Here is a 15,321-nt window from a genome sequence, read left to right as displayed (position 1 = left end):
AGAAGTGAGCATCACTCGCCAGTGAAGGAGCCGCACGTGTCCACCTCGGGACCCTCCACCTCCCGCACCGCCGTCGAAATCGCCTCCCAGCCCGCCTGCTGGCGCAAGGCCGCCGCGACCCTGCCGCAGCACCGCGCGGCCCTCCCGGTGCGCGGTGAACGCGTCGCGGTGACCGGCTGCGGCACCTCCTGGTTCGTCGCCCAGGCATACGCCCAGCTCCGGGAGGGCGGTGGCCACGGCGAGACGGACGCCTTCGCCGCCTCCGAGTTCCCGACCGGGCGCCGCTACGACCGCGTCCTCGCCATCACCCGCTCGGGCACCACGACCGAGGTCCTTGAGCTGCTCGACCGCGTCAGGGGAACCGTCGCCACCGGCGCCCTCACCGCCGACCCGGAGACCCCCGTCATGGCGGCCGCCGACGCCGTGGCCGTCCTGGACTTCGCCGACGAGGAGTCGGTGGTGCAGACCCGCTTCGCCACCACCGCCCTCGCCCTCCTCCGTGTCCACCTGGAGGCCGAGGACGCCCTTCCGCCCGGGGTCCGCACGGTGGAGCGGGCGGCCGCGGACGCCGAGCGGGCCCTCGCCGCGCCCCTCGCCGCCGAGGTCACCGGCGCCGAGCAGTACACCTTCCTCGGCACCGGATGGACCTACGGCCTCGCCCTCGAAGCCGGCCTGAAGATGCGCGAGGCCGCCGGCGCCTGGACCGAGGCGTACCCCGCGATGGAGTACCGGCACGGCCCGATCAGCATCACCGCGCCGGGCCGGGTGGCCTGGTCCTTCGGCCCGGTCCCCACCGGCCTCGCCGACGACGTCGCCCGCGTGGGCGGCACCCTCGTCGCGGAGTCGGCCGGCGCCGACGACCACCTCGACCCGATGGCCGACCTCGTGCGCGCGCAGCGACTCGCGGTCCTGCTCGCCGAGGCCCAGGGCCAGAACCCGGACCGGCCGCGCAACCTCACCCGGTCCGTCGTCCTGACCACCGTCGGAGCGGAGCGCAACTGATGCCTCTCACCACCACCGACGACATCGTCCTCGGCGCCCGCGAGCGGAACGCCGGCGCCGGGGCGTTCAACGTCATCCAGATCGAGCACGCCCAGGCCATCGTGGCCGGGGCGGAGGCCGCGGGCCTGCCCGTGATCCTCCAGATCAGCGAGAACACGGCGCGCTACCACGGCTCCCTGGAACCCATCGGGCTCGCCACCCTGGCCATCGCCCGCCGGGCCACCGTCCCGGTCTCCGTCCACCTCGACCACGCCGCATCGCCCGAACTCGTACGCGAGGCGGTCGAGCTCGGCTTCCGCTCCGTCATGTTCGACGCCTCCACCCTCCCGTACGAGGAGAACGTGGCCGCCACCCGCGAGATGACGGACTTCTGTCACCGCCACGACGTCTGGGTGGAGGCCGAACTCGGAGAGGTGGGCGGGAAGGACGGCGCCCACGCCCCCGGCGTGCGCACCGACCCCGCCGAGGCACGGGAGTTCGTCGCCGCCACCGCCGTCGACGCCCTCGCCGTCGCCGTCGGCAGCTCCCACGCCATGCTCACCCGGGACGCCGTCCTCGACTTCGCACTCGTCTCCCGGCTGCGCGACGCCGTGGACGTCCCCCTCGTGCTCCACGGCTCGTCCGGGGTCGGGGACGTGGACCTCAGCTGGGCCGTCAACGCCGGTATGACGAAGGTGAACGTCTCGACCCATCTGAACAAGGCGTTCACCGGGGCCGTCCGGACACACCTGGGGGAGAACGGCTCGACCGTCGACCCGCGCCGCTATCTCGGCCCGGCGCGCACCGCCGTGGCGGAGGCGGTCACCCACCTCCTCCGGGTGCTGACCGCCGAGGCACCGCTCATTCGCACGTGACGCGGTCGCGCGGGGTGTAGTGCGTACGGAAGGTCTCCCGGCCGACCTCCGCCCCGTCGTCGCGGAAGACCCGGTCCACGGTGATGTCGAAGCCCTCCAGCGGAGGCTGCGGCTCGCACTTGGGACCGGTGCCCTTCCGCTCGGCCGGCTCCGTGAGGTTGGTGCGGGGGCCCTCCACCGCCTCCACGGCGTCGTACTTCTTCGTGCCGAGGAAGCTGACCGTCACCGAGGAGTCCGTGGCGCTCGCCCGGATGTAGATCGACGCGTCGGAGTTGTTGCGGAACTTCAGGTCCAGCGTGCCCCAGGCCACGGTCGCCTCCCGGCCCGGCGGGTAGCGCTCGATGTAGAACGAGTGCGCCCCGTACTCCACCGGCTTGACGCCGGCGAAGAAGATCGCGTTGAAGACCGTGGTGGCGACGGCGGAGACACCTCCGCCGGGCGCCGAGTGGTACTGCCCGTCCAGGATCATCGTGCCGTCGACGAAACCGTTGGCCTTCGTACGCTCGCCGACGGTCCGGTTGAAGCTCCACACCTCGCCCGGCTTCACCACGGAGCCGTTGATCAGCTCGACCGCCCGGCCGATGTTGATCGTCCGGTAGGGCGCGGTGGGGAAGTCGACCGTGAAGGTCGACATCTGTTCCCTGATCCCCATCTCCGCCACCGACTTGCGGGTGAGGACCGGCTGGATCAGCCGGGTCGCCACGGGTCCGGTACGGGCGGCCTCGCCCTTCTCGGGAAGCAGCGGCAGCACCGCGTCGCGCAGCGCCTCGGCGGTCACCTCGTGTCCCGGGCGGCCGTCCGACAGCACGACCACGCGGCCGTTCTCCACCCCCAGCTCCGCCTCCACCGGCCCGGTGGCGATCGCGTCGAGCGGGCGCGCCACCGCCGGGTCGCGGATCAGCGCCTGGGCGTTCAGCGTGGGCACGAGACGGCCCCTGTCGTCCGCCTTGACCGTGAGATGGGCGCCCAGCGTCGTCGGAGTGATCCGCATGCTCTTGCCGTCGACGGTCAGGGTGACCGGCCCCGACATCGCCGGCGTGGCGAACTCGTCGAGGAAACGCACCGTCTCCGTCTCGCTCACCTTGGGCCGGAAGACCGCGGTCGGCAGTGTCACCGGGCTTCCCGCGACCCGGTCGGGATAGTTGGCGCGCAGCGTGTCGACGGCCCGGTCGACGTCCAGCTTCTGCCCGTCGCGGGCGTGGACGGTCACCGCCTGGCCCGCCTTGAAGGAGACGGCACCCTCGACGGTCGCGCGGTCGTACGTCCGGGCCGTCTCGGTCATCGCCGTACGTGCCTCGGCCTCGTCGAAGGCGACGACGGGTTCGATGTCCCGTTCCTCGGTGGAGAACAGCCGCCCGATCACGGTCATCGGGTCCCGTGCCGAGTCGGCGGCCTTCTGGACGGTCCCGCCGACGTCGACGGTCAGCCCGGCCGTGGCGGGATCGACGGCGCCGGTGCTCTCACCGATCCGCACCGGTATCAGGGCCGTCCAGGACGCGGGCGCCGAGGAGGCGAGCTTCGCGCGGGCCTCGTTCCTGCTCATGCCGCCGATGTCCACCCCGGCGACGCGGGTGCCCTCGGATATCTCGCCGCCGGCGGCGACGAGCCCCGCCACGTACAGTCCGCCGGCGGCGACGAGGGCCGCTCCGGCCGCCGTCACCGCGATGCGTATGCCACGGCGGCCGCGGGGCGAGGCGGCCACGTCGTCGTACCTGGAGCCACGCACACAGCCCTCCCGGTGCGCTCGGCGTCCCCGAGATCCACCGGCGACGTTACGCCGAGGGGGTGCCCCACGCATGTCGGGAGCCCCTGACCAGCGGTGATGAGGATGTGGTGCCGGGGCGAGGGCGGGGACGCGAGACCGGCCTCGCGCCCCCGCCACTCCTGATCAGACGCCGCCCGCCGCCGGGTCTGCCGCCGGGTCCGTGAGCTCGCCGGACCGCGCCACCCGCGCGTACCAGCGGGCGCTCGACTTGGGGGTACGGGCGAGCGTGGCGTAGTCGACGTGGACCGCGCCGAACCGCTTCGCGTAGCCGTACGCCCACTCGAAGTTGTCCATGAGCGACCAGAGGAAGTAGCCCCGGACATCGACCCCGTCGGCGATCGCCCGGTGCACGGCGTCCAGATGCGCGTGGACGTAGGCGGCGCGCTGCGGATCGTGGACCGTGCCGTCCGGGCCGACCTCGTCCTCGTACGCGGCGCCGTTCTCACTGATCACCAGCGGCAGACCGGGGTAGCGGGACGCCACCCGGGTCAGCAGGTCGTACAGGGCGCTCGGGTCCACGGCCCAGCCCATCGCCGTGCGCTCGCCCGGCGCCTGGTGGAAGGCGACCGAGTCGGCACCCGGCCAGGGCGAGAACGCGCTGTTGCCGTGACCGTCGTCCTGCGGCTTCTCCTCGCCCTCGGCGACGTGCGAGACGACCGTCGGCGTGTAGTAGTTGATCGCGAGCAGGTCCAGCGGCTGGTGGCACGTGGCCATGTCGCCGTCCCGGACGAAGGACCAGTCGGTGAGGTGCGCGGTGTCGGCGAGCAGGTCCTCGGGGTAGGCGCCCTCCAGCATCGGGCCGAGCCAGACCCGGTTGCCGACGGCGTCGATCCGGCGGGCCGCCTCCGCGTTCTCGGCGGAGGGCGTCAGCGGCCGCACCTCGTGCAGGTTGAGCGAGACCGCGATCTGCCGGTCCGCCGGCAGCGCGGCCCGCAGCGCCTGCACGCCGAGACCGTGGGCCAGGTTGATGTGGTGGGCGGCGCGCAGGGCGGCGACCGGGTCGGTACGGCCCGGGGCGTGGACCCCGGAGCCGTAACCGAGGAAGGCGCTGCACCAGGGCTCGTTGAAGGTCGTCCAGCGGGGGACCCGGTCGCCGACGGCATCGGCGACGATGCCCGCGTACTCGGCGAACCGCTCGGCGGTCGACCGCTCCGGCCAGCCGCCCGTGTCCTCGAGCCCCTGGGGCAGGTCCCAGTGGTAGAGGGTGAGGGCCGGCTCGATCCCGGCGGCGAGCAGCTCGTCGACCAGGCGGCGGTAGAAGTCCAGGCCCTTCTGGACGGCCGGGCCCCGGCCGGTCGGCTGGACCCGGGACCAGGACACGGAGAACCGGTAGGCGTTCAGGCCGAGTTCGGACATCAGCCGGACGTCCTCGCGGTACCGGTGGTAGTGGTCGACCGCCACATCGCCGGTGTGGCCCTCGAAGACCTTCCCCGGGGTGTGCGAGAAGGTGTCCCAGATCGACGGGGTACGGCCGTCCTCGGTCGCCGCGCCCTCGATCTGGTACGCGGCGGTCGCCGCGCCCCAGAGGAAGCCGGGCGGGAACGAGCGGGTGGCGGTGAGCGGTCGGGGATCAGTCGCGGTCATGCGGAAGTGCTCCCGGGTGAGAGGGATGTACAGGGAGGAATTGCGGGAGATCGGCGCGCCGGTCAGCTCTTGACCGCACCCGAGGTGATGCCGCCGACGATGTGCTTGCCGAGCAGGGCGAAGACCAGCAGCAGCGGCACCGTGGATATCAGCGCGCCGGTCAGCACGATCGCCTGGTCGACGGTGTGATTGCCCGCGCCGAGGCCGGCCAGGGCCACCTGGAGGGTCGGACTGCCGTCCGGGGTCAGCGCGATGAACGGCCAGAAGAAGTCGTTCCAGGACTGCACGAAGACCAGCATGCCGAGCACCGCCATCGCGGGCCTGGCCACCGGGAACACCACGTGCCAGATGATCCGCAGGCTGTGCGCGCCGTCCATCCGGGCCGCCTCCACGAGCTCCACCGGCAGCGCCTCGATGAGGTACTGCCGCATGAAGAAGACACCGAAGGCGGCGACCAGGGACGGCAGAATGACGGACTGGAGCTGGTCGACCCAGCCGAGGTCGGTGATGATCTGGTAGAGCGGGATGACGCTGAGCTGCGGCGGGATCGTCATGGTCGCCACCACGAGGGCCAGCATGGCGCCCCGCCCCTTGAAGGGCAGCTTGGCGAAGGCGAAGCCGGCCAGGGTGGAGAACATCACGGTCGACAGGGCCACGAGCCCCGCGACGACGGTGGTGTTGACGAGCGCCTCGCCCATGTCGACCTGGTTCCAGGCGAAGGTGAGGTTGTCGAAGAGCCGGGGGCCGGGCAGCAGCGGCGCCGGGGCCGTCGCGACCCGCTCGCCCGAGTGCGAGGCGGCGACCAGGTTCCAGTACAGCGGGAAGAGCGAGACCAGTGCGGCCAGGCCCAGCAGGACGTAGGTCAGCGGACCCGCGTGGTGCTGGCGGCCCGCCGACGGGCGCAGACGAAGACGTGACATGAGCTCAGGCCCCCAGCTTCTTGCGGTTCGCCCGGGAGACGAGCGTCTGGACGGCTCCGATCAGCAGCAGGAGCAGGAGCATCACCCAGGCGATGGCGGACGCCTGCCCCAGCGCGCCGGTCACCCAGCCCTTCTCGTACATCAGCAGGCTCAGCGTCTGGAACTGGTTGCCGCTGCCGCCGCTCACCCCGAGACTGCCGCCGAAGATCATCGGTTCGCCGAACAGCTGGGTGGCGCCGATCGTGGAGACGACGATCGTGAAGAGGATCGTCGGGCGGATGGAGGGGATCGTCACGCTGAGGAACTGCCGCCAGCGCGAGGCACCGTCGAGCGCCGCCGCCTCGAAGAGGTCCTGCGGCACGGCCTGCATCGCGGCGAGGTAGATCAGCGCGTTGTAGCCGGTCCACCGCCAGGTGACGATCGTCGAGATCGCGATCTGGGACGGCCACCGGGAGGACTCCCAGTCCACCGGATCGAAGCCGACCCAGCCCAGAGCGGTGTTGATCAGCCCGTAGTCGGTGTTGAAGAGCTGGGCGAAGACGAGCGTCGCCGCCGCGATCGAAGTCGCGTACGGGGCGAGGACCGCGACCCGGAAGAAACCGCGGCCGCGCAGCTTGTAGTTGAGCAGATGCGCCAGGCCCAGGGCCATCAGCAGCTGCGGGACCGTGGAGATGACGCCGATGGTGAAGGTGTTGAGGAGCGCCTGCCAGAAGAAGGTGCTGTCGGCGAGGTCGGCGTAGTTCTCCAGCCCCTTCCACTGCGCGTCTCCGCCGAGCTCGACGCGGTGCAGCGAGAGCCAGCCCGTGTAGATGAGCGGGAAGAGGCCGAAGGCGGCGAAGGTGAGGAAGAACGGGGCGACGAACGCGTACGGGCTGAGCCGCAGGTCCCATCGGTAGAGCCGGCTGCGCCAGGCTCCGGGCGCCGGAGGCGGCGGAGGTGAGGCAGGGGCGGGCGGGGCGGGCGGCGGGGAGCCGTCGGCCGCCGCCCGGAGGGAGGTGGCCACGGGGGCGTCCCTTCGGAATCGGTACGGATGTGCTGCGCGCGGGTGGGAGGGAGTGCGGCCGCCCGGCGGGGGAGCGCCGGGCGGCTCGTGGGCCCCGCTACTGCTCGACCTTGTCCTCGATCAGCTTCTTGACGTTGTCCCACGCCTTCGCGGGATCGGTGCCGCGCTGCTCGATGTCGAGGATGCCGTTGTCGGTGAGGAAGGTCTTCACCTGGCCGTCCCAGCGGCTGATCGGCGCCGGCGTGATGCCCGCCGCGGCCTCCGAGTAGATCTTGCCGACCGGGGTGTCACCGAAGTACGGCAGCTTGGCGTCCCGGACGACCGCCGAGGTGAGGGTGTGCTTGGTCGAGGGGATGTTGCCGTTCACCCCGAAGACCTTGGCGTGCTGCGCGGGCGCGGTGAGCCAGGCGGCGAGCTCGGCGGCCTCCTTGGCGTGCTTGCCGGCCTTGGGGACGGCGAGGAACGCGCCACCCCAGTTACCGGCCACCGGCGGCGCGGCGATGTCCCACTTGCCCTGGTTCTCGGGGCCGGCGGAGTCCTTGATGATGCCGGTCATCCAGCTGGGGCAGGCGACGGTGGCGAACTTGGAGTTCTTGAACGCGGCGTTCCAGGTCTGCTTCTCGTCGAACTGGCGCAGCTTGGCCGTGAGTCCGCCCTGGGCGGCCGCGACGGCGGTGTCCCAGGCCTTCTTGACGCCGGGGCTGTTCTCGTAGTCCAGCTCGCCCTTGGTGTTGGCGTACTGCACCGGCTCGCTGGAGATGACGGCGTTGAACAGCCCGCTCGCGGAGTCGTGGAAGGCGGTTCCGGCGGGAGCGTTGCTCTTGTAGGTCTCGCCGGTCTTGATGAACGCGTTCCAGTCGCCCTGCCACAGCTTGGCGACCGCCTCACGGTCCGTCGGCAGCTTGGCCTTGGCGAAGAGCTCCTTGTTGTAGCAGATGGCCATGGGGCCGATGTCGGTCCCGAGGCCGATGACCTTGCCGTCGCTGGTGCTGGCCTGCTTGATCTTCCAGTCGAGGAAGGCGCCGACGTCCGCCCCGCCGGTCGTGCCGAGATCGACCCACTTGTCACCCATGGTGGGGCCGGTGGCCTCGGAGATGTAGCCGACCTCGAGCGCCTGGATGTCGGCGAGTCCGCTGTTGCGGGACAGGCGTAGCTTGAGCGTGTCCCAGTACTTCTGCCCGTCGGCGACGTTCGACTCTTCGATCTTGATGTTGGGGTGCAGCTTCTCGTACTCGGCGTACAGCTTGGCACCGGTCTCGTTGTCGTAACCGAAGGAGCCGAAGGTCCCGATGCGCAGGGTGATCTTTCCGTCGCCGGCCTCGTCGGAACCGCCGTCGCCGCCGCAGCCGGTGATCAGGGCGGCGCAGGCCACGGCCCCCGCGACCGCGGCCCGTGCGGTGCCGCGGTGCCTCTGTCTGCTGCGGCTCGTGCTGGAAATGCGCATACGACTCTCCTCGTCCAGGGTGGTGCGATGCGTGGGCGCTGCGGCCCGCCACGTGGGAGCGCTCCCACTGCGTCTCGCCCGAAGGTTGCTGCCTGGCTCGTACGGGTGTCAAGGGGTGGGCCAGGATCCGTTACGCGAGGGGTGGGAGCGCTCCCATGCTTGATAGGGTCGGGGGAACGCAGGGAGACGAGGGGAGACGGCACATGGTCGTGAGCGGGCGCCAGAGCGGCAGGCCCACCCTGGAGGAGGTCGCGGCCAGGGCCGGCGTCGGCCGGGGCACGGTCTCGCGGGTGATCAACGGCTCCCCGCGGGTGAGCGAGCACGCCAAGGCCGCCGTCGACCGGGCCGTCGCCGAACTCGGTTACGTGCCGAACCGTGCGGCGCGGGCGCTGGCCGGCAGCCGTACCGACGCCGTGGCGCTGGTGATCCCCGAGACCGAGGCGCGGCTCTTCGCCGAGCCGTACTTCCTCGACATCATCCGCGGCGTCAGCGCCGAACTCGCCGACGCCGACAAACAGTTGCTGCTCACGCTCGTCCGCAGCGACAAGGAGCGCCAGCGCTTCGAGCAGTATCTGGCGGCCCAGCGGGTGGACGGCGTGCTGCTGGTGTCGGTCCACGGCGACGATCCCCTGCCCGACCAGGTACGTGCGCTCGGTCTGCCGGCCGTCCTGAACGGCCGCCGTACCGAGGCCGAACCGGTCGCGTACGTCGACTCCGACAACGTCGGCGCCGGGCGCTCCGCCGTCGCCCACCTCGCCGGACGGGGCCGCCGCCACATCGCCACGATCACGGGCCCCCTCGACATGTACGTCGCCCGCTGCCGCCTCGACGGCTACCACCGGGGACTCGAGGAGGCCGGGATCGCGCCCGACGAAGCCCTCGTGGCCACCGGCGACTTCACCGAGGACGGCGGACGGCGGGCCATGGGGGAGCTGCTGGAGCGCAGCCCCGACCTCGACGCCGTCTTCGCCGCCTCCGACGTCATGGCGGCCGGCGCACGAGCGTTCCTGCGCGCGTCGGGACGCCGGGTGCCACAGGACGTCGCCCTGGTCGGCGTCGACGACTCGGCGGTGGCGCGCCACATGGACCCGCCGCTGACCAGCGTGCGCCAGCCGATCGAGGAGATGGGACGGACGATGGCCCGGCTGCTGCTCCAGGAGATCGCCGGAGCCGCGGGGGAGCAGCCGCACCGCGTGCTGCCGACGGAGCTGGTGGTCCGCGACTCGTCCTGACGCTCAGCGCCTGCGGACGAACTCCGTGGTGCCGGCCGGTCCGCGAGATCGCCTGCGGGCGAACTCCGTGGTGCCGACCGGTCCCCCGAGATGCACCACCTTGGCGATGTGCGGAGAATTGGACCACAGGGTCCCTTCCGTCACCGGGCGCCGATCTGGCAAGGGGGCGGTCGTCGATGCCGCTGCGACAGCAGAGCCGTGCGCTCGGCCGGCTCGGATCGCTGCAGCGGTGGACCTTGGTCTACGTGCTCGCCGTGGCCCTGCTGACCGCCGCCTATCTCACCGTCCCTTCCTGGCACACCACGCTGTGGGCGCTGATCGGCCTCGGCGGAGTGGCCGCGATCCTGACCGGAGTCCATCTCCACAAGCCGGCCAGGCGCTGGCCCTGGCTCGTGCTCGCCGGGGCCAACTTCACCTTCGTGGCGGGCGACACGGTGTACAACGTCATGGAGAGCCTGCTCGGGCAGACCAACCCCTTCCCGTCCGTCGCGGACGCCCTGTACCTGGCCACGTACCCGCTGTTCGCCCTCGGGCTCTTCGGGTTCATCCGCTACCGCGCCGCCGGGCGCGACCTCGCCGTGGCGCTCGACGCGCTCATCCTCACCTCGGCGCTCGCCCTGCTCTCCTGGGTGCATCTCATCACCCCGCTCGCCGAGGCCCCCGACATGACGTGGGTCGAGAAGACGATCTCGATCGCCTACCCCCTCGGTGACGTCCTGATGCTCGCGATGCTCGCCCGTCTGCTGGTCCCCGGCGGCCTGAACTCCCGGGCGGTGCAGCTGCTCACCCTCGGGACCTGCGGAATCCTCGCCTCCGACGTGATCTACGGAACGCTCCAGCTGCAGGGCACCTGGCAGGTCGGCACCGGCTGGGACCTCGGCTGGGTCTTCTTCTTCACCGCCTGGGGCCTCGCCGCGCTGCACCCCTCCATGACCGGGCTGACCGAGCGCGCGCCGCGGCCGCCGCCCGTCGTCGCCGAACGGCGTCTCGCCCTGCTCGCGGCGGCCTCGCTCGTCGCCCCGGTCCTGCTGCTCTACCAAGCCCTGAGGACCGACAGCGAGCAGGACATCGCCGTCATCGCCGTCTTCTCCGCGATCATGTTCCTGCTCGTGCTCACGCGCCTGGCGGGCATGATGGCCGACCACCGCCACGCCGAGGCCCGCGAGCGCAGTCTGCGGGTTGCCGCGGCCTCGCTCGTGGCCGCGCTGAGCCCGCGCGACATCGCCGGCGCCGTGGAGTCGGCCGCCGCCACGCTCGTCGGACCCGGCACCCCGCACAGGACGATGCTGCTCGCCCGGGACCGCCGCCACCTGCTGTACGCCGTTCCGACCGGGCACCTGCCCTGGAACTTCCGGGCCACCGGTCTTTCGGGCCCGCAGGGCGCCGCATGGCCCGAACTCCTCGCCGGGGGCAGCCGGCTCGTCCCCACCGAACACCTCGACCCCGTCGTCGCACACGCCCTCGCGCCCATGCCACGGGCGCTGCTGTGCCCGCTCGCCCTCCAGGCCCCCGCCGCGGGCGAACAGCTGCTCGGGGTCCTGCTGCTCGCGGGCCCCGAGAGGAAGCTCCGCGAGATCTCGGGGCCCGCGCAGTCCCTGGCCTCCCAGGCGGCCCTGGCGCTCGAGCGCTTCGGGCTGAGCGAGGAGGTCAACCGGCGCACCAGCGAGGCGTACTTCCGCACCCTCGTGCACAACACCTCGGACGTCATCCTCATCGTCGACGACGACGACACCGTGCGGTACGCCAGCCCCTCGGCCGAGTCCATGTTCGGTCACCCGCTGCTGCCCGGCACCCCGCTCGTCGACGTCCTGGCCCCCGGGGACGCCGCGAGCGCCCTGCGCATCCTGGCCGGAGTCCGTTCGCGCAACGACGTGGACGCCCGGGACGACTGGAAGCTGCTGCGCGGCGACGCCGAGGACCTGCACGTCGAGGTCCGGTGCAGCAACCTCCGCAACGAGCAGACCGTGCACGGTCTGGTGCTCACCCTGCGCGACGTGACGGAACAGCGCAAGCTCGAGCGCCAGCTCACCCACAGGGCGTTCCACGACTCGCTCACCGGGCTGCCCAACCGTGTCCTGCTGCTCGAACGGATCGAGCGCGCGCTCCTGCGCGGCCGCCGGGAATCCACCCTGACCTGCATGCTCTTCGTCGACCTGGACGACTTCAAGGTCGTGAACGACACCATGGGGCACTCGGTCGGCGACGAACTGCTCGTGGCCGTGGCCCGCCGGCTCACCTCCGTGCTGCGCCTCAGCGACACCGCAGCCCGCCTCGGCGGGGACGAGTTCGCCGTGCTCATCGAGGGCGCGAGGGAGCCCGCTGACGCCGAGGCCCTCGCCGCCCACATCGTGCACACCCTCAGCCAGCCCTTCCACCTCACCGACGGCGCCGTGTCCGTGTCGACGAGCGTGGGGATCGCCACCGTCCTGGACAGCGCCCACGCCGAGGAACTGCTCGGCCACGCCGACCTCGCCCTCTATGCGGCCAAGGCGGCGGGCAAGAAGCGGTGGCGGCGCTTCCGGCCCGAACTGCACTCCCGGCTCGTCGCCCGGCACGAACTCCAGGCGGGCATGGACACGGCCATCGCCGAGCACGCCTTCGCCCTGCGGTACCAGCCGATCGTCGAGGTCGCCGACGGCGCCGTCGCCGGCTTCGAGGCGCTCATCCGCTGGCCGCACGCCCGGCGCGGCATGGTCCCGCCCGACCAGTTCATCACCCTGGCCGAGGAGAGCGGGCACATCATGCCGCTCGGCGCCTGGGTGCTCCAGCACGCGGCGCTCGACGTCGCCCGTTGGCAGCGGACCCGCCCCGGCCGGCAGCCGCCGCTGCACGCCAGCGTCAACGTCTCCGCGCGCCAGTTCCGCGACCCGAGCCTCCTCGACGAGGTACGGCACGCCCTCTCGTCCTCCGGACTCGAGCCGGGCTCCCTGGTGCTGGAGCTGACCGAGACCGTCCTGATGCGCAAGGACGAGCAGATCCGCACCACGATGCAGGCGCTGAGGGACCTCGGGGTCTCCCTCGCGATCGACGACTTCGGCACCGGGTTCTCCTCGCTCAGCTATCTGCGCGAGTTCCCCATCGACGTCCTCAAGGTCGACAAGTCGTTCATCGACGACATCACCACCGACCGCCAGCAGGTGGCCCTGGTGGAGGGCATCGTGCGCATCGCCGACGTCCTCGGGATGCGGGTCATCGCCGAGGGCATCGAGAACGAGGGCCAGCGCGCCCTCCTCGCCGACATGGGCTGCCAGTTCGGCCAGGGCTATCTCTTCGCCCGGCCCATGACCGCCCACCAGGCCGAGTCCTTCCTGCGCCGTGCCGAGGCCAGGGCGGAGGCCGCCCCCGCCCGCGGTAGGTCCGGTACGCCGGGCGGCACGCCGGCCGTCGGTCCGGGAGCCCGTACGGCGGCGCGGCAGACGGCGACGCCGCGGGCCGCGGGAAGCAGGCGGGGCGGGCCCGTCCGGCGCGACCCGCGGTGGCGCGACCTGGAGCGCCTGAGACGCACCAGCCCGATGTGCGACGCCGTCATCGACCAGGTCGAGGGACGCAAGCTCCGCGTCGCCGACCGGTGGCTCGTCGACTTCGCCTCCTGCAACTACCTCGGCTTCGACCTCGACCCGGAGATCATGGACGCCATCGGCCCGCACGTCAGGAACTGGGGCACCCACCCCAGCTGGTCACGCCTGATCGGCAGCCCGCGCCTCTACCCCCGCATCGAGGAGCGGCTGACAGAACTCCTCGGCGCACCGGACACCCTGCTGCTCCCGACCATCACCCTCATCCACCAGTCGGTGATCCCGCTCCTCGCGGGCAGCGGCCGGGTCTTCGTCGAGGCCCAGGCCCACCGCACCGTCTACGACGGCTGTGTGGCGGCCCGCGGCCAGGGCGCGACGCTGAAGCGATTCCACGCCGCCGGCCCGTGGGACCTGGACATGCAGCTGAGGGCCGCACCCGGCGACGTCAGCCGCCTCGTCTGCATGGACGGCGTCAACAGCATGACCGGGAACTACCCGAACCTCCGGGAGATCGCCAGGATATGCCGCGAGAACGGCGCACTGCTGTACGTGGACGACGCGCACGGGTTCGGCGTGATCGGCGAACGCGGCCCCGGTGAGACCTCGCCCTGGGGCTCCCGGGGCAACAGCATCGTCCGGCATCTCGGCGAGTCCTACGACAACCTGGTGCTCGTCGGCGGGTTCTCCAAGGCGTACTCCTCACTGCTCGCTTTTCTCGCCGTGCCCGCCTGGCTGAAGGACCATCTCAAGGTCGCGGCGGCCCCCTACCTCTACTCGGGGCCCTCCCCGACGGCCTCGCTCGCCACAGCGCTCGCGGGCCTCGACGTCAACGCGGCGCGCGGCGAGGCGATCCGCGCCGACCTGTACCGCAAGACGGACCGCGTCCTGCGGCACGTACGGGCGCTGGGCATCGCCACCCCGAACACCGACGGACTGCCGATCATCGAGATCCCGCTCGCCGAGGCGGAGGCACTCGACGCCGTCGCCGCGTTTCTGTGGGACCGGGGCATCTACGTGACCCTGGCGAGCTATCCGCTCGTCCCGCGCGACCAGGTGGGCTTCCGCGTCCAGATCACCGCCGCGAACACCGACGAGGAGATCGACCAGCTCAACGCGGCGCTGACCGAGCTGTCCGGGCGTTTCGCGCTGCAACGGTCCGCGGGGCCGTTCGCCCGGGGCGTCGCGGCCGGAAACCCCTCGCCGGACTCCCGGTGAAGCGGGCGGTGCGCCCCGGCGGGGTACGGCACAACCGGGACGCGGACTGGAACGCCTGGCCCGTGGAGGACTACCTCGCCGAGAACTACCGGCGCCCGCATCCGTACGACATGGGCGTGATCCGCCACCACTCCGCCTTCTACCGGCGGTTCACGCCCGGCGGGATCGCGCGCTCCCTGGAGTTCGGCGCCGGACCGAACCTCTACCCGCTCATGCTCGCCGCGGCGGCCAGCCGGCACATCGACGCGCTCGAACCGAGCGCCGCCAGTCTCCGCTATCTCCGGGACCAGCTGGACCGGGGGCCGGACGACAGCTGGCAGCCCTTCTACGCCCTCTGCCGCGCACTCGACCCGGGCCTGCCCGGCACGGCGACCGAGGCGCTGAGGAGGGTGCGGATCCTCGCCGGCGACGCCGACGTCCTCCCGGCCTGGTCCTACGACCTGGCCTCGATGAACTTCGTCGCCGAGAGCGTCACCGAGGACTTCGACGAGTTCACGGGGCTCTGCGGCGCCTTCGTCCGCTCGGTGCGTCCGGGCGGGTACCTCGTCGCCTCCTTCATGGAGCGGATGCCGAGCTACCGCATCGGCGCCGGACCCCGCTGGCCGGCCTGCCCGGTGGACGCGGACACCGTCCGCTCCGTCTTCGCCCCGATGACGGACGCGCTGCGGATCGACCGGCTGGAGAAGGACCGCACGCTGCCCGAGTACGGCGACACGGGGGTGATCCTGCTGACGGCCGTACGCACCGCCAGGCCGAGCACGGCACGGCCCGGCGCGGGGTGAACGCC

At 71.9% G+C, this 15,321-nt stretch carries 10 protein-coding genes; 5 read left to right on the top strand and 5 right to left on the bottom strand.

The window, feature by feature from the left end; translation table 11 throughout:
• Positions 1-36 precede the first annotated feature (36 nt).
• Entirely contained in the window at positions 37-1,002 is a 966-nt protein-coding gene (locus ACZ4VW_RS08205) for an SIS domain-containing protein (RefSeq protein WP_467959770.1), read from the top strand.
• A complete protein-coding gene (locus ACZ4VW_RS08200) occupies positions 1,002-1,856 on the top strand; it encodes a class II fructose-bisphosphate aldolase (protein WP_467959768.1) in 855 nt (284 codons plus the stop codon). The genes ACZ4VW_RS08205 and ACZ4VW_RS08200 overlap by 1 nt, the downstream gene beginning before the upstream one ends.
• Here the strand turns inward: ACZ4VW_RS08200 and ACZ4VW_RS08195 are convergent.
• The 5 genes from ACZ4VW_RS08195 to ACZ4VW_RS08175 all read right to left on the bottom strand — a co-directional run bounded on the left by ACZ4VW_RS08195 (position 1,843) and on the right by ACZ4VW_RS08175 (position 8,572).
• A complete protein-coding gene (locus tag ACZ4VW_RS08195) occupies positions 1,843-3,582 on the bottom strand; it encodes a VanW family protein (protein WP_467959766.1) in 1,740 nt (579 codons plus the stop codon). The two genes, ACZ4VW_RS08200 and ACZ4VW_RS08195, sit on opposite strands and share 14 nt — an antisense overlap.
• A 162-nt stretch (positions 3,583-3,744) precedes the next feature.
• Positions 3,745-5,205, bottom strand: a complete 1,461-nt coding sequence (locus tag ACZ4VW_RS08190) for a GH1 family beta-glucosidase (RefSeq protein WP_467959754.1) — start codon at positions 5,203-5,205, stop codon at positions 3,745-3,747.
• Between the two features lie 62 nt (positions 5,206-5,267).
• Positions 5,268-6,125, bottom strand: coding sequence for a carbohydrate ABC transporter permease (locus ACZ4VW_RS08185; RefSeq protein WP_467959752.1), 858 nt, complete (start codon positions 6,123-6,125; stop codon positions 5,268-5,270).
• A 4-nt stretch (positions 6,126-6,129) separates the two neighbouring features.
• A complete protein-coding gene (locus ACZ4VW_RS08180; RefSeq protein WP_467959750.1) occupies positions 6,130-7,128 on the bottom strand; it encodes a carbohydrate ABC transporter permease in 999 nt (332 codons plus the stop codon).
• A 97-nt stretch (positions 7,129-7,225) separates the two neighbouring features.
• The gene (locus tag ACZ4VW_RS08175) at positions 7,226-8,572 is read right to left on the bottom strand and encodes an ABC transporter substrate-binding protein (protein ID WP_467959747.1); all 1,347 of its coding nucleotides are present in this window, start codon (positions 8,570-8,572) and stop codon (positions 7,226-7,228) included.
• A gap of 203 nt (positions 8,573-8,775) precedes the next feature.
• Between ACZ4VW_RS08175 and ACZ4VW_RS08170 the strand changes: the two genes are divergently transcribed.
• The 3 genes from ACZ4VW_RS08170 to ACZ4VW_RS08160 all read left to right on the top strand — a co-directional run bounded on the left by ACZ4VW_RS08170 (position 8,776) and on the right by ACZ4VW_RS08160 (position 15,316).
• Entirely contained in the window at positions 8,776-9,804 is a 1,029-nt protein-coding gene (locus tag ACZ4VW_RS08170; RefSeq protein ID WP_467959745.1) for a LacI family DNA-binding transcriptional regulator, read from the top strand.
• A 176-nt stretch (positions 9,805-9,980) separates the two neighbouring features.
• Positions 9,981-14,534 carry an aminotransferase class I/II-fold pyridoxal phosphate-dependent enzyme gene (locus ACZ4VW_RS08165; RefSeq protein ID WP_467959743.1) on the top strand — a complete coding sequence of 1,518 codons (4,554 nt, stop codon included), beginning with the start codon at positions 9,981-9,983 and terminating at the stop codon, positions 14,532-14,534.
• Positions 14,531-15,316: a class I SAM-dependent methyltransferase gene (locus tag ACZ4VW_RS08160; protein ID WP_467959741.1), complete on the top strand. Its 786-nt coding sequence runs from the start codon at positions 14,531-14,533 to the stop codon at positions 15,314-15,316. Before ACZ4VW_RS08165 ends, ACZ4VW_RS08160 begins: the two co-directional genes overlap by 4 nt.
• Positions 15,317-15,321 lie beyond the last annotated feature (5 nt).

This window comes from Streptomyces sp. NPDC029139 (genome assembly GCF_055564335.1).
The sequence above is the reverse complement of the archived record's forward strand: the minus strand, read 5'-3'. Positions and strand labels throughout refer to the sequence as shown.

Bases quoted from the DNA above. Each gene is read 5' to 3' on its own strand.
- ACZ4VW_RS08165 (WP_467959743.1), top strand. From the start codon at position 9,981: ATGCCGCTGCGACAGCAGAGCCGTGCGCTCGGCCGGCTCGGATCGCTG.
- ACZ4VW_RS08185 (WP_467959752.1), bottom strand. From the start codon at position 6,125: ATGTCACGTCTTCGTCTGCGCCCGTCGGCGGGCCGCCAGCACCACGCG.
- ACZ4VW_RS08170 (WP_467959745.1), top strand. From the start codon at position 8,776: ATGGTCGTGAGCGGGCGCCAGAGCGGCAGGCCCACCCTGGAGGAGGTC.
- ACZ4VW_RS08200 (WP_467959768.1), top strand. From the start codon at position 1,002: ATGCCTCTCACCACCACCGACGACATCGTCCTCGGCGCCCGCGAGCGG.
- ACZ4VW_RS08190 (WP_467959754.1), bottom strand. From the start codon at position 5,205: ATGACCGCGACTGATCCCCGACCGCTCACCGCCACCCGCTCGTTCCCG.
- ACZ4VW_RS08175 (WP_467959747.1), bottom strand. From the start codon at position 8,572: ATGCGCATTTCCAGCACGAGCCGCAGCAGACAGAGGCACCGCGGCACC.